The 22,775-nt window shown below is 29.2% G+C and carries 22 protein-coding genes, 1 pseudogene and 1 riboswitch; of the genes and pseudogenes, 18 read left to right on the top strand and 5 right to left on the bottom strand.

Features of this window, described 5'->3' with window-relative positions:
• The first annotated feature begins 13 nt into the window (after window positions 1-13).
• From Ccar_RS14360 to Ccar_RS14340, 5 genes are all read left to right on the top strand, one after another.
• Entirely contained in the window at window positions 14-184 is a 171-nt protein-coding gene (locus Ccar_RS14360; protein WP_007062139.1) for a twin-arginine translocase TatA/TatE family subunit, read from the top strand.
• A gap of 40 nt (window positions 185-224) precedes the next feature.
• Window positions 225-965 (top strand): twin-arginine translocase subunit TatC, encoded by a 741-nt coding sequence (gene tatC / locus Ccar_RS14355; RefSeq protein ID WP_007062140.1) that lies wholly within the window; start codon window positions 225-227, stop codon window positions 963-965.
• Between the two features lie 55 nt (window positions 966-1,020).
• Window positions 1,021-2,067, top strand: a complete 1,047-nt coding sequence (locus tag Ccar_RS14350) for a permease (protein ID WP_007062141.1) — start codon at window positions 1,021-1,023, stop codon at window positions 2,065-2,067.
• A 321-nt stretch (window positions 2,068-2,388) separates the two neighbouring features.
• Window positions 2,389-2,934, top strand: a complete 546-nt coding sequence (locus Ccar_RS14345; protein WP_007062142.1) for a sigma-70 family RNA polymerase sigma factor — start codon at window positions 2,389-2,391, stop codon at window positions 2,932-2,934.
• Between the two features lie 2 nt (window positions 2,935-2,936).
• Window positions 2,937-3,917 (top strand): DUF4367 domain-containing protein, encoded by a 981-nt coding sequence (locus Ccar_RS14340; RefSeq protein WP_007064840.1) that lies wholly within the window; start codon window positions 2,937-2,939, stop codon window positions 3,915-3,917.
• Window positions 3,918-4,598: 681 nt separating this feature from the next.
• Here the strand turns inward: Ccar_RS14340 and Ccar_RS14335 are convergent.
• Together Ccar_RS14335 and Ccar_RS14330 are read right to left on the bottom strand one after the other, a co-directional pair.
• Window positions 4,599-6,002: a DUF4179 domain-containing protein gene (locus Ccar_RS14335; RefSeq protein ID WP_007064841.1), complete on the bottom strand. Its 1,404-nt coding sequence runs from the start codon at window positions 6,000-6,002 to the stop codon at window positions 4,599-4,601.
• Window positions 5,992-6,516 (bottom strand): RNA polymerase sigma factor, encoded by a 525-nt coding sequence (locus Ccar_RS14330; RefSeq protein ID WP_007064842.1) that lies wholly within the window; start codon window positions 6,514-6,516, stop codon window positions 5,992-5,994. Before Ccar_RS14330 ends, Ccar_RS14335 begins: the two co-directional genes overlap by 11 nt.
• A gap of 250 nt (window positions 6,517-6,766) precedes the next feature.
• Here Ccar_RS14330 and Ccar_RS14325 point away from each other — a divergent pair, with 250 nt between their 5' ends.
• The 3 genes from Ccar_RS14325 (at window position 6,767) to Ccar_RS14315 (ending at window position 10,336) form a co-directional block, all read left to right on the top strand.
• The gene (locus Ccar_RS14325; RefSeq protein ID WP_007062513.1) at window positions 6,767-7,948 is read left to right on the top strand and encodes a PDDEXK nuclease domain-containing protein; all 1,182 of its coding nucleotides are present in this window, start codon (window positions 6,767-6,769) and stop codon (window positions 7,946-7,948) included.
• A gap of 309 nt (window positions 7,949-8,257) precedes the next feature.
• Entirely contained in the window at window positions 8,258-8,803 is a 546-nt protein-coding gene (locus Ccar_RS14320; RefSeq protein ID WP_007062514.1) for an NfeD family protein, read from the top strand.
• Between the two features lie 27 nt (window positions 8,804-8,830).
• Window positions 8,831-10,336, top strand: a complete 1,506-nt coding sequence (locus Ccar_RS14315; RefSeq protein ID WP_007062515.1) for a flotillin family protein — start codon at window positions 8,831-8,833, stop codon at window positions 10,334-10,336.
• A gap of 135 nt (window positions 10,337-10,471) precedes the next feature.
• On the opposite strand, the gene Ccar_RS14310 is transcribed toward Ccar_RS14315, so the two are convergent.
• Window positions 10,472-11,668 (bottom strand): MalY/PatB family protein, encoded by a 1,197-nt coding sequence (locus Ccar_RS14310; RefSeq protein ID WP_007062516.1) that lies wholly within the window; start codon window positions 11,666-11,668, stop codon window positions 10,472-10,474.
• Between the two features lie 219 nt (window positions 11,669-11,887).
• On the opposite strand from Ccar_RS14310, the gene Ccar_RS14305 reads away from it, so the two are divergent.
• Window positions 11,888-12,595: a helix-turn-helix domain-containing protein gene (locus Ccar_RS14305; protein ID WP_007062517.1), complete on the top strand. Its 708-nt coding sequence runs from the start codon at window positions 11,888-11,890 to the stop codon at window positions 12,593-12,595.
• A 205-nt stretch (window positions 12,596-12,800) separates the two neighbouring features.
• Here the strand turns inward: Ccar_RS14305 and Ccar_RS14300 are convergent, their stop codons facing one another.
• Window positions 12,801-13,145 (bottom strand): winged helix-turn-helix transcriptional regulator, encoded by a 345-nt coding sequence (locus Ccar_RS14300; RefSeq protein ID WP_034826293.1) that lies wholly within the window; start codon window positions 13,143-13,145, stop codon window positions 12,801-12,803.
• 391 nt (window positions 13,146-13,536) lie between these two features.
• Between Ccar_RS14300 and Ccar_RS14295 the strand changes: the two genes are divergently transcribed.
• From Ccar_RS14295 to Ccar_RS14285, 3 genes are all read left to right on the top strand, one after another.
• Window positions 13,537-14,043 (top strand): nitroreductase family protein, encoded by a 507-nt coding sequence (locus Ccar_RS14295; RefSeq protein ID WP_007062519.1) that lies wholly within the window; start codon window positions 13,537-13,539, stop codon window positions 14,041-14,043.
• Window positions 14,044-14,134: 91 nt separating this feature from the next.
• Window positions 14,135-14,380 (top strand): TIGR03905 family TSCPD domain-containing protein, encoded by a 246-nt coding sequence (locus tag Ccar_RS14290; RefSeq protein WP_007062520.1) that lies wholly within the window; start codon window positions 14,135-14,137, stop codon window positions 14,378-14,380.
• A 269-nt stretch (window positions 14,381-14,649) separates the two neighbouring features.
• Window positions 14,650-15,441: a TIGR00266 family protein gene (locus Ccar_RS14285; protein WP_007062521.1), complete on the top strand. Its 792-nt coding sequence runs from the start codon at window positions 14,650-14,652 to the stop codon at window positions 15,439-15,441.
• A gap of 301 nt (window positions 15,442-15,742) precedes the next feature.
• Here Ccar_RS14285 and Ccar_RS14280 read toward each other — a convergent pair whose 3' ends face one another.
• A complete protein-coding gene (locus Ccar_RS14280) occupies window positions 15,743-17,035 on the bottom strand; it encodes an ATP-binding protein (protein WP_007062522.1) in 1,293 nt (430 codons plus the stop codon).
• Window positions 17,036-17,192: 157 nt separating this feature from the next.
• On the opposite strand from Ccar_RS14280, the gene Ccar_RS14275 reads away from it, so the two are divergent.
• The 6 genes and pseudogenes from Ccar_RS14275 to Ccar_RS14245 all read left to right on the top strand — a co-directional run bounded on the left by Ccar_RS14275 (window position 17,193) and on the right by Ccar_RS14245 (window position 22,693).
• Window positions 17,193-17,969 (top strand): tyrosine-protein phosphatase, encoded by a 777-nt coding sequence (locus tag Ccar_RS14275; RefSeq protein WP_007062523.1) that lies wholly within the window; start codon window positions 17,193-17,195, stop codon window positions 17,967-17,969.
• 250 nt (window positions 17,970-18,219) lie between these two features.
• Window positions 18,220-18,302: riboswitch (cyclic di-GMP riboswitch) on the top strand.
• A 354-nt stretch (window positions 18,303-18,656) separates the two neighbouring features.
• Window positions 18,657-19,298, top strand: a complete 642-nt coding sequence (locus Ccar_RS14270; RefSeq protein ID WP_007062524.1) for a LuxR C-terminal-related transcriptional regulator — start codon at window positions 18,657-18,659, stop codon at window positions 19,296-19,298.
• Window positions 19,299-19,754: 456 nt separating this feature from the next.
• Window positions 19,755-20,402: a LuxR C-terminal-related transcriptional regulator gene (locus Ccar_RS14265; protein WP_007062525.1), complete on the top strand. Its 648-nt coding sequence runs from the start codon at window positions 19,755-19,757 to the stop codon at window positions 20,400-20,402.
• A gap of 108 nt (window positions 20,403-20,510) precedes the next feature.
• Window positions 20,511-21,200: a YveK family protein gene (locus tag Ccar_RS14260; protein WP_007062526.1), complete on the top strand. Its 690-nt coding sequence runs from the start codon at window positions 20,511-20,513 to the stop codon at window positions 21,198-21,200.
• An 18-nt stretch (window positions 21,201-21,218) separates the two neighbouring features.
• Window positions 21,219-21,734: pseudogene (locus Ccar_RS14250) on the top strand (tyrosine-protein phosphatase).
• Window positions 21,735-22,006: 272 nt separating this feature from the next.
• Window positions 22,007-22,693, top strand: coding sequence for a CpsD/CapB family tyrosine-protein kinase (locus Ccar_RS14245; RefSeq protein WP_007062529.1), 687 nt, complete (start codon window positions 22,007-22,009; stop codon window positions 22,691-22,693).
• Window positions 22,694-22,775 lie beyond the last annotated feature (82 nt).

Here is a 22,775-nt window from a genome sequence, read left to right as displayed (position 1 = left end):
AGGAGGAATAGGTATGTTTCGTGGAATAGGAATGTCAGAACTATTAGTTATATTAGTTATAGCACTTGTGATTTTTGGACCATCAAAGTTGCCTGAAATAGGTAAAAGTTTTGGAAAAGCAATAAGTGAATTTAGAAATAACGCAAGTAATACATCTAAAGATGATGATGACACCAAAAAGTAAAAAGTGGCATTAAAATTAGAGCATATTCAGGAGGAACCTTATGTCAGAAATAGATAAATCTTCAGAAACTAAATTAACTATATTGGAACATATGAATGAATTAAGAAAAAGGATAATTATAATTGCTTTAGCAAATACAATAACATCCTGTATTTCTTATAGCAAAATAGAGCTTGTAATGAATTATATTGTTAAGTTAGCTAAAGGTTTAAAGCTTATTTATGTTAGTCCTCCGGAATTATTTTTAGAATATGTAAAAGTATCAATATATATAGGTATTATATTAGCTTTGCCTATTACAATCTACCAAGTATGGAGATTTATTAAACCAGCTTTAAAGAAGAGAGAACGCAGATATGTTATCTTTTCATTATTTATGGGCATTATATTTTTTATATCTGGAGCAACTTTTGCATATATAGTAGTTGTTCCTATGGCTATAAAGTTTTTTATGTCTATGTCAACTCAATATGTATCTCCATTATTTTCAATTAATAATTATATAAATTTTGTACTAACACTGTTAACATGTTTTGGAATAGTGTTTGAAATGCCTTTAATAGTACTAGTTTTAACAAGCTTAGGTTTAGTTAAGCCTAGTTTTTTAAAGAAGAATAGAAAATATGCTATATTAATTATATTTATTCTTGCAGCTATACTCACTCCGCCAGATGTTATGGATCAATTTTTGATGGCAGTGCCAATGTTATTATTATATGAAATTAGCGTTATAATAAGTTCTATAATTTATAGAATAAAGAAGAAATCAGATAAAGTATAGTTTGTTTGAATAAATATTTTTAGATATAAAAATAAAACTAGGGGGTTACACAAAAATGGAAACGAAAAAACAGAATTACAACACAGCACTTATTTTAATTTTTGCAATTGTAGTAATTGGAGGGCTATTTTATGTTAAATGGAGTCCTTATTATTCCAAAGCATTTGTAGCAGCTTCAAAACATTCTATTGGAGCTTCTATACTTACAGGAAAATCTAATGTTTCACCAGCACCTTCATTGGCTGCAGCTTTGGGATATATGACTGCATATTTTAACGCTATATGGAAAGCACTAATATTGGGCTTATTGATAGGTTCATTAGTACAAGTAGCAATACCTAGAAACTGGATAAGAAAATTTATGGGAAGTAAATCACTTAAAAGTACAGTGGCAGCTGGAACTACTGCGATTCCAGGAATGATGTGCACATGCTGTTCGGCTCCAGTTACAGTAGGTCTTAGAAAATCTTCAGCATCTGTTAATGGAGCAATGGCTTTTTTCTTAGGAAATCCAACTCTTAATCCTGCAACTATTGTGTTTATGGGATTTGTTTTAGGATGGAACTTTGCAATATTTAGAATAGTTATGGGACTTGTTTTAGTTTTAGGTATTTCATCCTTAGCAGTTAAATTCTCAAAAGATGAAGGTACTAATAATGATGTAGAACTACCTAGTATGCAAGAAGAAAAGGAAGAGGGGAATTTATTTAGTCGTTGGTTAAAAGCTCTTTTCCAATTAATCATAGATACTATTCCTGCTTACCTAATTGTAGTTGCAATATTAGGAGCAGCAAGAGCATGGCTGTTCCCAGCTGTTACTCCAGCATGGGGAAATAGTATACTTGCTATAATTGGACTTGCAATTGCTGGTACTTTATTTGTTATTCCAACAGCAGGAGAAGTACCAATAATTCAAACACTAATGGCTTTTGGACTTGGAACAGGTCCTGCAGCAGCATTACTTATAACTTTACCATCAGTTAGTATTGTATCTTTATTATTAGTAAAGAGAGCTTTTTCAACTCGTGTACTTGTGTTTGTAGGATGCTCTGTAGCAGTAATTGGTATTATAAGTGGGTTTATAGGTATGGCAGTGCTTTAGTGTGAATTTTATCTAAATATCAATTAAATAATCAGCTTTAAAATTAGAAACTAACTGCTTTAATAAAACTATATTATATAAACAGGGTTTAATATTGAAATTCTTTCAATGTTGAACCCTGTTTTTTATATGGAATGATATTATATATGAGTATAATTATTACTGACAGGGTTGCTTATGTAATAATAAACTTTGATTAACTATTTTATATATATTTATTTAAAGATTTAAAAAAAGTTGTAATGAAATTAAGAATTATACGTATTAACATATGTGATTACTTAGCTAAGTAAAAAATAGGAAAAGGAGGTGTTTAAAAATATGGAGCAGTTTGCTTTATCTAATTCTTCAGATAAAGGCCAAAGTAAAGAATTAGATTTGACCTATATTTTTGAAACCTACTACAAAAGGATATACAACTATATATATTATAGAATTAATTCTAATGAGGAAACGGAAGATTTAACAAGTCAGGTTTTTGAAAAGGTAATGCTAAAAATAGACACATATTCTAAAAGTAAGTCCCCATTTGAAGTGTGGATGTTTGCTATAGCTAGAAATGTAGTGAATGATTATTTTAGAAGTTTAAAGAAGCATAGACTATTTTCTATAGATAAAATTAAAGAATTAATATCAAGAGAAAATAATCCAGAAGATATAGTATTAATAGCTGAAGCTAATAATAAACTTTCAAAGGCCTTAAAGGTTTTAAATAGTAAAGAGAGGAATATTGTAGCACTTAAATTTGGAGGAAATTTAAAAAATAAAGAGATTGCAGAAATTTTAGAGCTTACAGAAAGTAATGTGGGAGTAATACTTTATAGGGTAATGAAAAAACTTAAAGTAGAAATGGAAAGAGAGGTATAGCTATGAATAAAAAAAGTATAGAAGATAAATTTTCAATAGATATGGACGCTTATTTTAATGGTATAGAACATACAGATGAACCTCAAGAACAAGAATATAATGAAATTTTAAAGCTTGGAAAAACTTTATCAGATAAGGATTTTAGTAAGGATAGTAATAAAGAAGCTGTTTTTAAAAGAACTTTGAAAAATATAAATGAGAATAAAAGAGATAATGTTGGGAAAGGTTCAAATAAAATTAAGCGTACTGCTGTTGCAGCTGCATGCTGTTTAATAATATGTGGAGCTTTAAGTCAAACATCTTTTGCAAAAGGAGTATTAGGAAAAGTAATAAGTACAGTGTTTATTGGTGATAATGGTACCAAGATTATGCAAGAAAAAGAAACTCCTAAAACAGATAAAAATGCTTCTCGTCCTATACCTGATAAATTGAAAGGAAAGGTTTTTGACAAAAATGGCAAACCTATAACGACTTTTACTGATGGTACTCAATTTTATACAGCTAATGGAGAAAAAATTACTGGCTTTGTTAGTTCATCAAAAGATCCTAATAATGTTACAATACAAACTGAAAAAAGCAGGAAAGAGAAATTTCTAATAGTTAAAGATTCTAGCACATTAAATCAGTACACCTGTTTCAAAGTTAAGTTTCCTTCTTATTTGCCAAAAGATTATAAATTTGATAGAGCAGAGTTTATAAAAAATAAGGATGGAGGAGTTAGTAATCAATACATTTTTATATTTTTTACTAATAAAAAAACAGGTAAAGAGATTTTTATGACTCAAAGCATTTCAAATAATGATACTAAATTTGTAAGTTCAACAGATGGCAAACTTGAAAAAGTAAAAGTTAATGGAAAAGATGCTGCAATAAGTGATGATAGGTATATTGACTGGGAATATGATAATGTACTTTATGAAGTATCGGGTAAAGGAGCATTTGGAAAAGATGAATTAATAAAAATTGCAGAGTCTGTTAAATAATTTGTGCAGTAAAAATAACAAGTTTTTATTTAACTCAACTTTCACACATACAAGTTTGACTTAATATAAGCATAATGCGATGTAAAGGTGCAGTGGAAGTTTGTATTTTAACTTTCATTCCGTGATATATGATAAGGGTGTCATCACGGCTAAATGTTTTAATTATTCTAAAGCTCGAAATTTTTGAAAGCCTAAGAACTTTGTCAAACTCGGTTCCCTCAAACAGGACTAAAGTTCTAAGACTTTCAAAAATTTTGAGCTAAGAATAATACTAAAACAATTTAGCTAATGTGATGACACCCTTATCATATATCACTGCATAAAAGTTAAAATTCAAACTAGCAAGTTCAAGTGTACGCTCTTAATTACATTGTTATGAATAATTTTAGTAAGTCAAATTATATTTAACTATAACTTATAACATATAAAACTAAGGCGGAGCCTGCTGTTTTACTAATATATTTAGTTTAAATATCAGCTTTTTTTATTTTATAGAAATACTTTAAAAGGGATTGGTATTTAAGTTATTGAAAAATATAACATCAAAATACGTAAATATTTGAAATATAGTTACTTCGCTTACATATGCTTGTGTCACATTATTTTTAAACTGCGAAAGTCCAGTTACTTATATAATGTAATAGTAAAAAATTTATATTGGAGTAAGGTTAGTGCTTAATATTAATTGGAGTTATTTTTAATTACTATTTCATCAGTATCATAAAGAAAACTTCTTGCTGCACTTTCAATTTTAAATTTATTAGGAACACTACGGCCTTTAAAACTGAAATTTTCACTTACAACAGCATTATTTACTCCAATACCAGAATAACCTGAATTATTATAAATAGAACTTAAATTAGGAGCTTTCTTTATTAAAGTATTATAAACAGTATTTCTAGATGCTTGATCTTTAAATTGTACTTTTTCATTTTTTTCATGTGACTCGGAGCCATAATTATCAGTATCACTGAATCTAACTGGGATAATTCCAATACGTTCATAAATTCTATTTGTCTTATCATATTCAACGTTGTACTCAGTGCAATCATCTTTTTGTGTCATGGATGTAATTTTAAGCTTTTCTCCATTAAAATCAAATTGCATTGGAAGTTTGTCTTTAGAAATTTCATATTCTTTGTTATACCAATAATTAACAGATGCACCTACTAATCTTATGCCTACTTCTTTTATATTTTTGTAATATATAGATTTAAATTCTTCTGCACGTACATATCCTGATGATTCGTAACCTGGTCTTTCTTCTTCATTAATATTATCGGTATAGTTATTATCTAGTCGCATTGAGAATAATGGCCGCATTACAGTTATACTTCCATTTGATGGAGTAAAATCATATTCTACGATAGTTTTAAGAATTCCTTCCTTCAAATTTTTAAGTTTTAATGTACCTATATTAAGGCTATATTCTTTATTTATAGGGAGGTTTTTAACATTCTGCATAGTTATTTGTGTTTTTAAATTCCAGTTTACCTTAAAACTATCGTTTTTAGGATTAATAAATGAGCTTATTTTAGCTAGTATTTTATTATTGTATTCAGTATTTTTATATGAAATATTGTCTATATTTATAGTTATAGGATTTTTTTGTATATACTTTGCTTCCTCTTTACCAATAGAAATGAAAAAAGCTTTTTCTTTTTTGTCTGAGTTGTTGCTTGAATCTGGTAGGGAGTATCCCCATTGGTGAAAGTTTTTGTTATCTGCATCTTTAAAGCTTAATCCATCTATATAATATTTAGGATTAGATACGTTGTAAATAACCTCTATTCCTGTTTCATCTGCTGCGATGTCCTTTATAGTAAAGTCTATATTTTTGTATTTAAATGATTTATTTACTTTAGAAACATTATTATTTTGTCTGGCCAAATCTATTTCTTGTTTAAAGGGTATATTATTATAGTATTTGCTATATGCAAAAACTGATATTGGCAGCATAATTGCTATAATTAAAATAGCAGCTGATGCATAAAAATGCAGTTTTTTCTTTTTATTTTCAACATGTTTTCTAAGTTTATTTTCAACATTTTCCATTAATTTTTCAGGAACATTATTAATATTCATTTTTTGTCCTCCCACTCTTTGATCTTAGAAAATTAAGAGCTCTATATATTTTTGTTTTAACTGTATTTATAGGAATATCCATTATTTCTGCTACATCTTGAATAGAATAATCTTTAAGATATCTTAAAACCAATATTTCTCTTTCATCATTTTTTAATGTATTGAGTAAGCCTTCAATTACAATTTTATCTTCAATAGAATCATAAGAGAACATATCTCTGACTTCATTTATTTCTTTTTCTGATGAGGTAATTGTATTTTCTCTAAATCCTTTTCTACATATATTTATAAGTATTGAAGTAAACCAGCTGTAAAATTTATTTGGACTTTTTAGCTGCTTAATTTTTTCAAAACCTCTTATGGCAGCTTCAGATATGCAATCTTCTGCATCGTATGAATTTTTAGTATAGGTAAAAGAAATTTTATAAAATAATTCTTGTTTTTGTTTTAAAAGCTCCATAAATGCAGAAATATCTCCGCTTTTGCTTTTAAGCACAAGTGTTTCTATGTTCATTGTATACCCTCTTTCAAATGCTGCAGCATTTTTGTTTTTACATATGTTAGATGTTTTTACACAGGAAAAAGTTTCATTTTTTAACACATTTAATTTATTATATTGTAACAAGTTATACAATAACTATTTGCTGTAAGATTTTATTTTTGGATAAGCTCAAATTTGTAACGAAATGGTTAACAACATATACTTTTTTTGTATATTGAGATATAATCAACTTAAGCTATTAAGGAATTATGAGGTGACTTTGATGTTAAAAGAATATGATAAAGGTTATGTTACTTTTTTAAATGAATTAAAAGATAAAATAATTGATTCGCAGCAAAAGGCTGTAATATCAGTAAATAAAGAATTACTTATGCTCTACTGGAATATTGGAAATTTGATTTTGAATAAACAGGGTGAAGGAGTACTAGAAGATTTAATTGTTGATGAGTTATCAGAGGATTTAAAAATAGCATTTCCAAATATGCAGGGTTTTTCAGAGAGAAATTTAAGGTGTATGCGCAAGTTTGCTGAAGCTTATAAAGATGAGGAATTTGCTAAAGAAGTTGCTTCAAAAATCAGTTGGTCTCATAACATAATTTTAATGGATGAAATTGATGATTACGATAAAAGAGTATATTACATAAATAAAATTATAGAAAATTCTTGGGGAAAAACTACACTTATTAAAGAAATAGAAATTGAAAATAGTGAAGAAGAAAGTTTAAATGATACTGATGAAAAAGAAAATTATAAAGAAGATATTGATGAAGCAGATGTTAATGAAGAACAAGATAGTAAAATTGATAACAATGATGTCATTGAAAGTAAACCTATAGTAGAGAATGTAGAGAAAACGGATTCTGAATTAAAGGAACTTTGGGAAGAAAAGGACAATCATATTGACGAAATGATATTAAAGCAGGATATATCAATTGAATTAATAAAAGATAAATATATGCTTGATTTTTTGACTTTCTTAGAAGAAGCAACAGAAAAAGATTTGCAAAAGCAGTTTGAAAATCATGTTGTTGAATATTTCCTAGAGATCCATGCAGGATTTTCTTTTGTGGGAAGTAATTTCCATATAGAAGTAGAAAAAGAAGATTATTATGTAGGGCTATTATTTTATAATTTAGATATACGATGCTATGTAAATGTTGAATTGAAAATAGGTAAGTTTAGACCAGAATATTTAGGAAAGCTTAGCTTCTATCTTTCATTGATAGATGATAATTTAAAGAAAAAAGAAGATAAACCTTCTATAGGTATTTTAATATGTAAAGATGAAGAAAAGCTAATTGTACAGTATGCCTTTAAGGATGATGTAAATTCTGAAGAAGACAAAGAATATAGTTTGGCACAAGATATTCCAAAAGAATTTAAACCAATATTGCCTACAGTAAAAAAGATAGGACTTGGAATTAAAGAAAAATTAAAAGGTTAATTAAGTCAATACTTAGTTGATGTATCATACAAGAGTAAAAGAGAGCAAAAGTGATAACCTATGATGTTTATACATATAGGTTATTATTTTTAAGACTTTGATGGAAAATTATAGTTGATATGGCAATTGTATTTTTTATTCAGTAATATTATAATCATATCACATTAAGTGATATTTAATATTACTTAATACGATACGTGCCTATATGTTAAAATGGGTTAAGTTAACTTTAATCTATTTAGTTTAAAGTTCTATTAGGAGGTGAGGAGGCTATTCATTATATGATTTGATTATGGGAGGGGGGCTTATATGGAAAAAGCTTATACAATTCTATTTTGGGTAGGAGTTATATACACCTTAGTAACATTTGTAGTTGGAGACTTACTAGGAGCAATTCATTTAGACAGTCATTTTGATATACACGCTGATAGCCATGGTGGATTTTCACTTTTTCCGCTAAAACCTATAACTATAGTTTCGTTTATTACTGTATTTGGCGGTATTGGAATTTTAGGTACTAGATATAAATTAAATGCAGTGATTATATTTATAGCAGCAGCTGTTTTAGGAATTGTTGTTTCTTTTTTACTATATAGATTTGTATTAATACCATTATATAAAGCGCAAAATACAAGTGCAGTTTCACAAAGTAAGCTTATAGGAATGAAGGCAAAGGTTATATCACCAATACTTGAGAATGGCTTTGGAACTATATCTTATACTGTTAATGGAAGTAAGTATAATGCTCCAGCACAGCATGTTAGCAAAAGATCCATAGCGCAAGGACAAGATGTAATGATATATTTAATTAAAGGTAATGTATTTTATGTTGAGCCTTTAGAAGAGGAAAATTAAAATTTATTAAAAAGGAGTGTAGATATTATGTCAACTATTTTTATTCCTGCAATTATTGTAGGAGTCATATTACTTCTTATTATAGGAATTTTTTCTATGTGGAAAAGAGTACCTCAAGATAAGGCTATTATTGTAACAGGACTTAAAAAAAGAGTTATTACTGGTGGTGGTGGATTTGTAGTTCCACTTTTAGAAAGAACAGATAAGATTTCTTTAGAAAATATGCAGATTGATGTTCGTATAGAAGGGGCATTAACTGGACAGGGAGTAGGAATCACTGCAGATGGAGTTGCAGTTGTAAAGGTAAAATCAGATACAGATTCAATTTTATCTGCGGCAGAACAATTTAATACATCAAATGGACTACAGCATACTCTTGATGTTATCGAACATACCACAAAGAATGTTATGGAAGGTAAACTTAGAGAAATTGTATCAAAAATGACTATCGAAGAAATATACAGGGATAGAGAAAAATTTGCATCTCATGTTCAAGAAGTTGCAGCAATAGATCTTGCACAAATGGGTTTAGAATTAAAGGTTTTAACTATAAAGGATATTTCAGATAAAAATGGTTATTTAGAAGCACTTGGTAAACCAAGAATAGCAGCTGTAAAAAGAGATGCACAAATTGCAGAAGCAGAAGCAGCAAAGGAAACTAAAATAAAAACAGCAGAAGCAGTTAGATTAGGTGAAGCTGCAAAACTTTTATCAGAAACGCAAATTGCTGAATCTACAAAAGACAAAGAATTAAAAGTGCAAGATTATAGAAAAGAACAGGAAAGAGCTAAGGCTATATCTGATTTGGCTTATGAAATTGAAGCTAATAAAGCTAAGAGAGAAGTAACTGAAACAGAGGTTCAGGTAGAAATTACTAAAAAAGAAAAAGAAAAAGAATTGGCAGATGCTTCACTTCAAGTAGAAATTACGAGGAAGCAAAGAGAAATTGAACTTGCTGAAAAAGAAGCAATGAGAAAAGAAAGAGAACTTGAAGCCACTGTTAAAAAGCAAGCAGAAGCGGACAAGTATATGAGTGTTCAAACAGCAGATGCAGTTAAATATAAGGAAATTGCTGATGCAGAAGCAAGAGCAAGAGCAATTGAATTAGAAGGTAAGGCAAAATCCGAAGCACTAAGGCTTCAAGGTATGGCAGAAGTTGATATTATTAGAGAAAAAGGTAAAGCAGAAGCAGAAGCTATGATGAAAAAGGCAGAAGCATATAAACAATATAATGATGCTGCCATGGCACAAATGATTATAGAAAAATTGCCCGAAATTGCAAAAGCTGTATCAGAACCACTATCTAAAACTGAAAAGATTGTCATTGTTGATAATGGATCAGGTGAAGGAAAAGGCACAGGTGCTGCAAAGGTTACAGGCTATGTAAGTGATATTATGTCTCAGCTTCCTGAAACTGTAGAAGCCTTAACAGGTGTTAACATTATGGATTTTCTAAGTAAGGCTGTAAGTAATTCTAATGAAAACAAGAAAGAAAATGATAAGGAAGCGGATGGGGAAGAAAAGGCTAATTAAGTTTTTCAAATTTAGTGATGGATAAAATAAGCCTTTAAAAGTTTAATTAGGAACATCCTTAGATTTAATTTACACAAATCTAAGGGTGTTCCTAATTGGCATAAAAAATCAAGTCTATACTCAATAAAAAACAATCTATTTAGAGTTAACTGTGTCACAAATGCGACGTAGTCCTTCTTTAACTAAAGAACGTGGACATGCAAGGTTTAATCTAATGAAACCATCAGAGTTTTGAACGAACATATTACCACCTTCAAGAAGTACGCCTGCTTTATTAGCAAAGAATAATGGAAGATTTTCTTCACTTGAGAAATAAGCACCAACGTTAATCCAAGCCAAATAAGTTGCTTCTGATATGCGATATTTTGCTTTTGGCAGATGTTCTGAAAGATATTCACCAACAAATTTGAAGTTTTCATCAAGATAAACTCGCATTTGCTCAAGCCAATCAGCACCATGTTCGTAAGTGGCTTGAGCAGCAGCAATACTTAATGGATTGTCAAAGTTATAGTGTCTTGAAAGCCAAATTTTTCTTAAATCATCATTTGGAATGATGATATTGGAAATCATGAATCCAGCCATATTAAAGGTTTTACTTGGAGCCATACATGTAATCAACTTATCATATTCTGGGAATACTTTAGCCATTGGTATATGTGTTTGACCAATTCTAAGCAAGTCGCAGTGAATTTCATCAGAGATAACCCACATATTGTTGCGAATTAGGATATCTCCTACGCCCTTTAGTTCTTCAGATGACCATACTCTACCACTTGGATTGTGAGGATTACAGAAGATACATAAAGTTGTTTTTTCATCTGAAGCTTTGGCTTCTAAATCTTCAAAATCTAGTGTGTAGTAACCATCAGTATTGATTAAGTCTGAGCATACGGCCTCACGCTCATTGAAGTCAGCAGCATACTTAAAATATGCATAACTAGGAGTAACAAATAGAACCTTTTCATCAGGTTTACAAATATAGCTAACTAGTTCATACAAAGCAGGAATAACACCGTTAGACATAACTAGATGTTCTTTATCAAAGTGCCATTTGTAGCGGGTTTCGGTCCAGTTAACAAATGATTCGTAGTACTTTGGATCAAATACTCTAGTATATCCAAAAATCCTGCGATCTAATCTGTCTTTTATAGCATCGATAACTACTTGTGGTGTTGCAAACTCCATGTCAGCTACCCACATTCTAACAAATTCATCATCAGCATATGGAAATTTCATAGATGCATCTGCATGAAAAATGTATTCACGAAAGCCTTCGACGTTCATTGCATTAGTATTTTTACGGTCAATTATTTCATCAAAATTATAAGTCATATTTAATTCTCCTTTTGTTTAATTTCTTGAGTTTATTAAAGCACATATTGTAAGCGGGTACAAACTCCTTAAGGTTTCTTATAGAAATATAAATATTAAGTAAAGTTTCGCTAGAGTAGAAAAAATACAGGATTTATGCTAAAATAATTGAAAAAAATAAATTATAAGGATTATTTAAAAAATAATCAATTATTAAGAAACAAATAATGAGGTGATAAGTTGGAGGAAATATCAATAGAAATTGGTAAGCGAATTCGCAGTTTTCGAAAAGCCAAAAAGATGACTATTCAGGAACTGGCTGACCAGATATATAAAAGTAAGGCCACGGTTTCTAAGTATGAAAAGGGAGAAATAGTGATAGACATTGTAACATTGTACAATGTAGCAAAAGTGCTAAGGATTCATGTAGACCAATTGCTTTATTGTGAGCCTAATGGCGTAGAAATTCAAATAGAAGGTAAAAAGCCAGCATTTTTTCAAGGATCTTCTCAATTTTATTCCTATATTTATGATGGTAGAGCGAATAAATTGATACGTTGCGTCATGGATGTTCTCTCAAAAACTGAGGAAAATAGATATAAAGTTATGCTTTATATGAATATAGAGAGTTATGAAAATTATCAGGAATGTGAGAATACATATGGGGGATATATTGAGCATTATGATGCATTAACCAATATTATTTTAAGGAATCAAGCTACTCCTATGGAACAGATTACAATTAGTATGCTTGCATCATTTATGGATTCGCAAACAAAATGGGGGTTGATGTTTGGCATATCGTCTAGACCGCTTATGCCAATTGCAGCTAAGATGCTTCTTTCTAAGAAACCATTAAAACAAGATCAAAAACTTATTGATAAATTAACTATATCCAAAGAAGATATTAGAATAATGAAGATGTATAATATGTTAGCTATAACATAACACATATACTACTAAAAGTGTATAGTCTCTCAGTTAGTTTATTTTTGGTGTGTTTTAGAATTTGTTGTATACTCAGCAAAAAATGTCTGAAAAATTGTTTGTTACAGAGATTGGTGTTAGTACAATACTCTAGACAAAACCTTCCTTTTTATGTCTACAGTAGTATACTAACATCACATATTGACTCATTAAACAAAGATTATCTTTATATAATGGGATTTTTCTGATAGTTTAAGCCCCAATCATACATAGAGTTAATAATTGGTTCCATAGAAAAACCAAGTGCCGTCAATTCATACTCTACACGTGGAGGAACTTCAGCGTAGACTGTACGCTTTACAACACCATCATGTTCTAATTCTCGTAATTGGAGCGTCAGTGCTCGGTGAGTTATATTTGTCATCAAACGCTTAAGCTCGTTGAATCGCATTTTTCCTCCGAGCAAACGGTACAAAATAATGCATTTCCACTTTCCACTGATAATGTTGAGAGTAGTCTCCACTGGATATGGTTGATTTTTACAGTTTAAATTTATTGTTTCCTTATCTATATTATCATCTCCCAACAGTGTAGTAATGATACTTAAAATATATATGTATATACTATATATCAAAGTTGTGAGTACTTCAATACAAAACTACTAAGTAAGAATAGAAATTGGCAAAACTGCACTATATTATTACCTAGGTATACTTTTTTATACTATATATAATCAATGTGCGTACTTTTATTTTTTTGTAGACCATATATAATTAAATCTGTAAAGAGGTGGTGACATAATATATGCTTTTGTTCCAGTAAGCATAAATAATTTTGTTTTTCTGCAGTTGAATTTTATCAACAGTGTATTGACTAGTTGGTATACAAATAATAATTAATAAAATTTTATGTTGTCGCTAGGATAAACTAATTGAGATATAAAGAAGGAGTGTTTAATAACTATGGATGCAATCAAAGCTATTTTAGAGAGAAGAAGTGTAAGAAAATTTTTAAATCAAGCTGTTTCAAAAGAAACGTTAGAAGATTTAGTTGAATGTGGAAGGTTGGCTCCCACTGGCCATAACAAGCAAGGACGTTCATTTATTGTATTGACGGAAAGATCTACTATTGATGAAGTTGGGAAAATTGCAACTTGGGGAAAATTTGTAATTGGTAAGGCTCCTGCTATAATTTTAGTTTTCTGTGATAATCAAGAGTGTGCAACACTTGTTGAGGATGGGGCTGCAGCTACAGAGAATATCCTGATTGCTGCAACAGCAAAAGGTCTGGGATCTTGTTGGATGGCAGGTTATGGAATGCCTTATGCTAAAGAAATTGAAGCTTTAGCTAATGCATCTGAAAGCAAAAAACTTATATCAATTATTGCATTAGGCTATCCGTCTGACGCAAATACTCTAATGCCTAAAAAGAGTTCATTAAATGAAGTTATTTTCTGGGATAAGTTTTAGGTGTTAATATAAAATAGAGATTTAATTAATTGCAAAATAGTAGCAATTAGATATATTTATAAAATTATTAGTTAAGGTAGGATATTTATTTATGATAGAATATAAAACTAAAGGTGTATGTTCAACCAAAATTCAATTTATGATTAAGGATGATATATTAAAGGATGTGGTTTTTACATCTGGATGCAATGGAAACCTAAGTGGCATAAGCAAATTGGTTCAGGGAATGAAAGTAGAAGATGTTATTAATAAACTTGAAAACATTGAGTGTGGTGAGAAAAACACATCTTGTCCAGCTCAATTAGCAGAAGCTTTAAAACAACAACTAAAGAAATAGATGATTTAGAGTTTGATTTAATTGAGCAAAGCTTATTTATGAAATTATGAAGGTTTGGTAGGCACAAGGTTAGGTAAAGTTTGCATAATCTTGTGCCTGATTTTTGAACCAATCTAAGTCCCTTGCTATAAAATTTATTAACTATAGAATATATTTTTCTTTGTAAAAACAATCTTAAAGATATTTAAAACATTGTAATAATATATTAGGTATAAGGCTAAATTAATATATATTCATAATAGTATATATAAAGGGAAAGGGTGATAGATATGAATTCTCATGAAATTGACTACAAAATTTATGGAGATGACATGCAATTTGTTGAAATAGAACTTGATCCTAAGGAAACTGTAATTGCTGAAGCTGGAAGCATGATGATGATGGACACTAATATCCAAATGGAAACAATATTTGGAGATGGTTCTTCTCAATCCAAGGGGGGATTGATGGATAAATTATTTGGAGCTGGAAAAAGAGTGTTAACAGGGGAAAGTTTGTTTATGACAGCTTACACTAATATAGGAGGCGGAAAGCAAAAAGTAAGCTTTGCAGCACCATACATTGGAAAAATACTTCCTATGGATTTAAGTGCATTGGGTGGAAAACTTATATGTCAAAAAGATTCTTTTTTATGTTCTGCTAAGGGAGTATCTGTTGGTATAGATTTTAGAAAAAAGTTAAGTGTTGGATTTTTTGGTGGTGAAGGTTTTATACTTCAAAAATTAGAAGGAGATGGATTGGCTTTTGTTCATTCTTGCGGTGCACTGATAAAAAAAGATTTAGCCTATGGAGAAATATTAAGAATAGACACTGGATGTTTAGTTGCTATGACAAAAGATATACATTATGATATAGAATTTGTAGGTGGAATAAAGAATACTTTCTTTGGAGGTGAAGGTGTATTCTTTGCTACTGTATCTGGTCCTGGAACTGTTTGGATTCAATCCCTTCCATTTAATAGACTTGCAGAACGTGTATTTGCAGCTGCTCCTCGCGGTGGTGGAAGAAAAGAAGAAGGAAGTATTTTAGGCAGTATTGGAAATTTGTTTGATGGAGATTAAATCTTTTAACTTTAGTGATGGATAAAATGAGCACAATGCGACACAACTTTTTCAGAGGACAGAGGACAATTGACAGAGGACAATGAAGGATGATTTTTCTCCGCTTTGCTGCGAAAAGTCTTTAATTAAATTTTTAATGACTCGTTTCACTAAAGTGAAACATTGCTGACTTGTATAAATTCCAAGCTTGTTTTGCATTAGCAAAACAAGCTTTAAAAATAAATTAGTTTTCCGACGTAGGGAGGAAAACTTACCTTCACTGTCCTCTGTCCTTTGTCAATTGTCCTCTAAAAAGTTATATCTATATAGAAGATGAAATGTAGTTTATAAATTGTTTTGCAGTTCTTCCTGATCGTCCATGAGTTCTTAATTCCCATTTTGAAGCTTCTTGATTTAAAGCTTCTTCATCAAGTTCAATTTTTTGCTTTTTAGCAAGAGATTGAACTATTTTTAAATAATGTTTTTTGTCTGGACTATCGTATGTTATAACAACTCCAAAACGTTCAGAAAGAGACAATTTTTCATTCATAGAATCAAATGAATGTAGTTCTTCATCAGCTCTTCTGTCATTCCAGGTCTCTTTTATCAAATGTCTTCTATTAGAAGTGGCATAAATTAAAATATTTTTAGGAATGTCTTCAACTCCACCATCTAATACAGATTTCATCTCTTTATAGTCTGTTTCAAATTCCTCAAAAGATAAATCATCAATAAATATAATGAAGTATTTTCCTCTGGATTTTAATTCCTTTAACACGTCTGATAAACACAGTAGTTGTTCCTTTGATATTTGAACCAATCTAAGTCCCTTGCTGTAAAACTTATTAACTACAGCTTTAACTGAAGAAGACTTTCCTGTTCCAGCAGATCCTATTATAAGAACATTATTAGCAGGCTTTCCAGATACAAAATCCAGTGTGTTTTTTACTAAAGTTTCCTTTTGATATTCATAGCCTACAATATCATCCAAGTTAACCTTATCAAAGTTTTCAACGCCAATTAAGCCTTTAGTGTTATTCCATTTAAATGCAATATGGTTTGAAAGCTCAGCACATCCTATATTATAGTAATAATTTATTAAAGCGTTTAGTAAAGCTTCATCAGAATCAGAGTTAAAAAGCGCAGATACATAATTCTGAAATTCGCATATTTTCTCCGATCTATTTGTAGGAGAATAATTTTCTAGGAAGTTGCAAGGAAAATCTAATGAGGAAACTATAGAATTTAAATCCACCCCAACTATAGACCTCATAATTCTTATATCATTTAAAGCAGCATTGTATAAATCTTTTTGTATATCACAGCCATACTTTTCACAAGTTAAGCTAAAAAAGTTTTTATCCTTTACTAAAAGATTTATAATGTAAGATTTCAGTACATTTCCACTTAAATTTAAGCTTTCTGCACTTTCTAATAATTTGTGCTGCATATCATAATATGAATTCAGCACACTTTCCTTATCAGGATTATCTTTTGAAAATTCTTTTAAAAGATTTCTTAATTTACTTATAACAGGATCATTTAAAAGATTCCTGTATATAATTAAACCTCCTGAACTTAAATATAAATTTTGGCAGTAATTTTTTTCTGTCATAGAATAGCCCCCATTTCTTAATAAAAAGTTATTTTTTCATTATATCATATATTTTTATTACTACAAAAGATGTTCTAGTTTTATTAAAGGTTAAATATATTATTTTAGGAATAAATAGCAAAGGATAATAAATATTAGTCAATAGGGAGGAGTAAATTTGATAGATATTCATAGTCATATACTTCCAGGTATTGATGATGGAGCAGAGACTATTGAGGATACTATGGAAATGCTTAAAATTGCAGATAAAGATGGTATTAAAAAAATAGTGGCTTCTCCTCATTTTTGTAGCGAATACCATGAAAATACCTATAAAAATATATGCAAATTAGTAGAAGAAATCAATGTAAGAAGAAAGCAGCAGAATATAACTGTAGAAATATTTCCTGGACAAGAGATATTTGTAGATAATCATATGCTTAGTAATTATAAAAAGGGTGTTATAAAGGGAATTAATAACTCTAGATATATGTTGGTAGAACTGCCCATGGAAAAGTTTCAAAAGAGTTCAATGGATATTTTATATGAAATTAAGTTACAGGGAATGGTTCCTGTAATTGCACATCCGGAAAGGTATATGTATTTTATAGAAAAGCCATTTTTAATAAATGATTTTATTGAGGAAGAATTTCTTTTTCAAGTAAACAGCGGAAGTATAACCGGGCTATTTGGAAAAAAAGTACAAAAGCTCACAAAAATCTTAATAGAACATAATATAGTTGACTTTATAGCTTCTGATGCACATTCAACAGTAAATAGATGTCCTGAAATAGATAAGGCATTATGGGAAGCTCATAAGATAGGTGATGGCATAAGAAGAAAAGTCATTAAAAATGCATGGCTGCTTTTGCAAAATGGAAATATAGAAAATCAAGGAGATAAAATAAGGGAAGATAAGGGGATATTTTCATTTTTTAAGAGAGGAAAAGAATAGAATTTAAATATATAGCAGATTTTTATTCTATATACGAGATAAAATACTATTTTTATGTTCTTTAATAATTTACTATATCATATTTATTATATAGTAAGAGCAATGGTCATTTTTATTTATATTTTGTTGCTGAAGTTTAAAAAAATTTATAACAATGCCAATAACCGTATATTTTGAAAAATAACAATATGTTGTATAATTAAATAAGGGAGCAAATAATTGTTATGTAATAATTATTTAAAAAGGTTATATTAAAAAGGAGACAAAGAAGTATACTTATATTTGGGCACCTTAAAGTATACAGAGTCAATGGTGCAACCGACCTGATTTTACCGTTTTTACGGTTTAATTGGGTTTTTTTATATAGTAAATTATAAAAATTTAAATCTGTGAATAACTTGTGATATTATTTTATACTAGAAATTATTAATAATCTGTTTTATCATCTGCAAATCCGTTCTATCACTTTTGTATTGTTTTTTTTATTATATATGTCATAATAAAAAATGGTGTTTTACAAAATATGGAAAAATGCAATAAAACTTATTTTGATTTTTTAAATATTTAAGTGAGTTAAGGATAAAAAATTATTAACAGAGGTATTAAAAGTAACATAAACAGCAAAAAATACAGGTGAAAAGATAACCTAATTCATTTATTAAAAATTAAGTTTTTGGGGGGGTATATGTGAAGGTTATCATTATATCAAATTATGCTTTAATAAGAGAAGGAATATATTCAATTATGTCAAGATGTAATCGTGTTGATATAATGCTTGTTGCAGAAACATTGAAGGAGTCAATGTATCTAATTAAATCAACTAAAATTGATATTGTTTTATTTGATTTACATGAACAAAATAAAGATGGGTTGCTATTAATTAAAGAATTAAAGGAATGTGGTGTAAAGAGCAAATTTATAATATTAGATTTTAATAAGAATAAGAACATCTTTGTAGAAGCTATTAGGTGTGGTGTAGAAGGATATATATTAGGAAAATCAGATGAAATAGAACTTATGTATATCATAGAGCAAGTTTACAAAGGAAAAAAATATTTTGATTCATATTTTATAGATTGTATGGTTAGGGAAAATAGTATTGAACCTGAAAAAATAGAACAGCTTACAGCAAGGGAAAAAGAGATTTTATGTGAAATAGGAAAGGGAATGAGCAACCAACAAATATCGAAAAAACTTTGTATTTCTGAAAACACAGTAAAAAAACATAACAATCATATATTTGATAAACTCAATATGAAAGATAGAACACAACTAGCTTTGTATGCTAATAAATGTGGAATGTTGAATAGGGATGCTAATATATCTTAAATATATAAAATTAGTATGAGGCGATACTCATGATAGTATGACGTATCAAATTTTTAGTGATTACTAAAAAAGAGAACTATAGTAGATAAACAATTTAGTGCTTGTTTATCTATTATAGTTTTTTGAATACATAGGGATATTTGATATATGCAGTAATAAGAAGGCAAATTTGGAAAACAACTAATGTCTTAATTTATCAGTATAAAGTGAAAAGGTTAGAACTTCATACTGCCAAAAGATGACTGTTACTGATGTAAAGTTCTACTACTTTAGTAGTAGAAGTGTATTATACCGTGTATAGAACTTATTAATAAAAAATCAAACTGGGGTATGATGTAATAACTGGGCATAAATGTTAGTATGAGAGTGTAATAAAACTTGGCCAAGTTACCTTCCTGAAATGAGTATATATCCAGGAAGATTACAATAATACAGATTAAGGAATTGAGAAGTATTATGAAAATTATAATTATATCCAATTACTCTGTTATAAGGGAAGGAATAGTAACACTCATATCTAAGTTCGATAACTTATTCATACAGTTTGTTGGTGAAACAATAAAAGAATCTATGTTTATGATAAAAAGTAACATGGCTGATATTATACTGTTGGACTTAAATAAGGATAATGAAGATGAACTACATTTAATTAGTGAACTAATATCTTCAGGAAAAGATATTAAAGTAATCATAGTAGATTTTTATGAAAATAACGAATTTTTTGTAAAAGCATTAAAGAGTGGAGTTCAAGGTTACGTATTAGGTAAATCAAATGAAGAAGAAATATTATATGCAATAGAACGTGTATATGAGGGAAAAAAATATTTTGATTCTTATTTTGTGGATTCAATAATAAATAAAGATACTGATTTGCCAAACAAACTGGAGTTATTAACTAATAGGGAAAGAGAAATATTGATTGAAGTAGCAAAAGGATTGAGTAATCCAAAAATTTCTGAGAAGTTTTTTATAACAGAGAATACTGTAAAAAAGCATATTAATCATATACTTAACAAGTTAAATATTAAAGATAGAACAGAAGCAGCACTTTATTGGAATAGATATGTACTAATGAACAAGAATGGTAAAAATCATCATAGTTAACTATTATATGCATGCAAGTAGAATGCAAAGTAATTTGCCCAGAGACAAGGTTAGCACTTTTTATTATGTTTTTGTGCATTAAGCCAAGTGAAAGGAATGAATGCAAATATGGAAGAAGAAATATCGTTAGACTTATATGAATTTTTACATATTATTAAAAAGAGGATAAAATTAATACTTTTAATAACTATACTAAGCACTGTTGTGTCTGGTGTTTTAAGTTATTATGTAATAAAACCTACCTATGAAGCTAAAGCAACTATTGTGATAGGAAAAGTCAATGTAGGTTCAAATGATAATTCAAGATATCAATATGATGACATTATGATGTTTCAAAATCTTGCAAAAACTTATGCGGAAATAGCAAAGTCAACATCTGTAGCAGAAAGTGCATCAGCAAGATTAAAGAACGTTTCTGTTAATGACATCTTAAATAATATAACTGTATCTCCAATGGCAAATACTCAGCTTATTGAATTTAAAGCGAAGAATAGTAGTCCTCAAGAAGCATATCTCATGATAATTGCTGTTTATAATTCATTTATACAAGAAGCAAAAAGAATTTATCCGGGTCAAAATATTCAGGTAATGGATAAAGTAAAAATGCCAGAACAACCGGTAAAACCAAAAAAGCTTTTAAATATTACTATAGCTTTCTTTATGGGATTAATAGTTTCCATAGGAATTGCTTTTTTACTTGAATATATAGATAATACTTTAAAAACAGAGCAGGATGTAAATAAATATTTAAATCTTCCTGTAATTGGAACCATACCCAAAGATACTGAAAAATATTAAATTAGAGTGGAGTTTAATATGATAGATATACATACTCATATATTGCCACAGATAGATGATGGTGCGAAAAGTTTGAAGGATACTGTAGAAATGCTTAAAGAAGTAGAGCAAAATGGCATAAAAAAAGTAGTAACAACACCTCATTATATTTGAGGACGCTATGAAAATAAATATGAAGATATATGCAGAATGGTAGAAAGTACTAAAGTAGAAGCAATTAAAAACAAAATAGAGATGGGTATAGTTCCCAGACAAGAAATTTTTGTAGACAAGTACGCTGTAGAATTGTATAAGCAAGGAATAATAAGAGGAATAAATGATACTAAATACATTCTTCTTGAACTTCCAATGGATTATTTAGATTCTAAGATTTTAGACATAATATATGAACTTAGATTGCTTGATTTAAATCCAATAATAGCTCATCCAGAAAGATACACATTTATAATAGTGGACATCTTAAAAATTAATGATTTTATTGATGAAGACTGTTTGTTTCAAATAAACGCTGGCAGCATTGATGGTTTATTTTGACAAGATGTAAAAAGAACTTCGGAAAAACTAATAAAACATGGTATATGTAACTTCATAGTATCTGCTCTACACCTAAAACGCAGGATATCAGATATAAACCATGCACTAAATGTTGTAGGGCATATGGACAAAAATTTAGAAGATTGCATTAGAGGTAACGGAGAACGTATGTTAAGGGGCGAAGATATACCACAGAAGTTGTGTAAAGTTTCTAGTAAAAAAACTATTTTTGATTTTATTTTTAAAAATCATCTTTGAATGGGGGAAAATTTATGAAAAAAGAGAAATTAGTTACTATTGAGTACCCTAAATCTCTAATTTCAGAATCATATAGAACGTTAAGGACAAATATTCAATTTTCGTCTTTTGATAGTAAAGTAAAGACAATTGTTGTAACAAGTTCTGGTCCAAGAGAAGGTAAATCTACAATTTGCGCTAATTTAGCTGTAGTAATAGCTGAGAATGGATATAAAACTATTTTAATAGATTGTGATCAGAGAATGGCAAAGCTTCATAAGATATTTAATACATCAAATGAAAAAGGATTATCAGACTTTTTAATAGATAATATACAGTTTTCAGAAGCGGTTCAAAATACAGAAATACCCAATTTGGATATAATTACATCTGGAACAAAACCGCCTAATCCATCTGAATTGGTTGCATCGGAGAAGATGAAAAAGTTTATTGAGGATTTGAAGGAAACTTATGATTATATAATAATAGATACCCCTCCTGTAATAATTGTAACAGATGCACAGTTAATTTCTACTTATGTAGATGGGTGCATCCTTGTAGTTGCTTCATCACAAGTAGAAAAAGCTACAGCTATAAAGGCAAAAGAACTTTTGCAAAAAGTAAATGCAAGGATATTAGGAGTAGTTTTAAATAAGATGGATGTTAAACAGAAGAGCTATTCTAGATATTACTATTCTGGGTGGAAAAAGTTAAAAAAATAAAAAAGTTAAAGAATGTAAAATTGCAAGGGGAAGTAATAAAAATATTGTCTGTAGGTGGAGTCATTTCTGTACTAATTGATAA

Origin of the sequence: Clostridium carboxidivorans P7 (genome assembly GCF_001038625.1) — a bacterium.
GTDB lineage: Bacteria > Bacillota > Clostridia > Clostridiales > Clostridiaceae > Clostridium_AM > Clostridium_AM carboxidivorans.
Note: the sequence above shows the minus strand (reverse complement) of the source record. Positions and strands in the feature narration are given on the sequence as shown.

Bases quoted from the DNA above. Each gene is read 5' to 3' on its own strand.
- Ccar_RS14360 (WP_007062139.1), top strand. From the start codon at position 14: ATGTTTCGTGGAATAGGAATGTCAGAACTATTAGTTATATTAGTTATA.
- tatC (WP_007062140.1), top strand. From the start codon at position 225: ATGTCAGAAATAGATAAATCTTCAGAAACTAAATTAACTATATTGGAA.
- Ccar_RS14350 (WP_007062141.1), top strand. From the start codon at position 1,021: ATGGAAACGAAAAAACAGAATTACAACACAGCACTTATTTTAATTTTT.
- Ccar_RS14345 (WP_007062142.1), top strand. From the start codon at position 2,389: ATGGAGCAGTTTGCTTTATCTAATTCTTCAGATAAAGGCCAAAGTAAA.
- Ccar_RS14340 (WP_007064840.1), top strand. From the start codon at position 2,937: ATGAATAAAAAAAGTATAGAAGATAAATTTTCAATAGATATGGACGCT.
- Ccar_RS14335 (WP_007064841.1), bottom strand. From the start codon at position 6,002: ATGAATATTAATAATGTTCCTGAAAAATTAATGGAAAATGTTGAAAAT.
- Ccar_RS14330 (WP_007064842.1), bottom strand. From the start codon at position 6,516: ATGAACATAGAAACACTTGTGCTTAAAAGCAAAAGCGGAGATATTTCT.
- Ccar_RS14325 (WP_007062513.1), top strand. From the start codon at position 6,767: ATGTTAAAAGAATATGATAAAGGTTATGTTACTTTTTTAAATGAATTA.
- Ccar_RS14320 (WP_007062514.1), top strand. From the start codon at position 8,258: ATGGAAAAAGCTTATACAATTCTATTTTGGGTAGGAGTTATATACACC.
- Ccar_RS14315 (WP_007062515.1), top strand. From the start codon at position 8,831: ATGTCAACTATTTTTATTCCTGCAATTATTGTAGGAGTCATATTACTT.
- Ccar_RS14310 (WP_007062516.1), bottom strand. From the start codon at position 11,668: ATGACTTATAATTTTGATGAAATAATTGACCGTAAAAATACTAATGCA.
- Ccar_RS14295 (WP_007062519.1), top strand. From the start codon at position 13,537: ATGGATGCAATCAAAGCTATTTTAGAGAGAAGAAGTGTAAGAAAATTT.
- Ccar_RS14290 (WP_007062520.1), top strand. From the start codon at position 14,135: ATGATAGAATATAAAACTAAAGGTGTATGTTCAACCAAAATTCAATTT.
- Ccar_RS14285 (WP_007062521.1), top strand. From the start codon at position 14,650: ATGAATTCTCATGAAATTGACTACAAAATTTATGGAGATGACATGCAA.
- Ccar_RS14280 (WP_007062522.1), bottom strand. From the start codon at position 17,035: ATGACAGAAAAAAATTACTGCCAAAATTTATATTTAAGTTCAGGAGGT.
- Ccar_RS14265 (WP_007062525.1), top strand. From the start codon at position 19,755: ATGAAAATTATAATTATATCCAATTACTCTGTTATAAGGGAAGGAATA.
- Ccar_RS14260 (WP_007062526.1), top strand. From the start codon at position 20,511: ATGGAAGAAGAAATATCGTTAGACTTATATGAATTTTTACATATTATT.
- Ccar_RS14245 (WP_007062529.1), top strand. From the start codon at position 22,007: ATGAAAAAAGAGAAATTAGTTACTATTGAGTACCCTAAATCTCTAATT.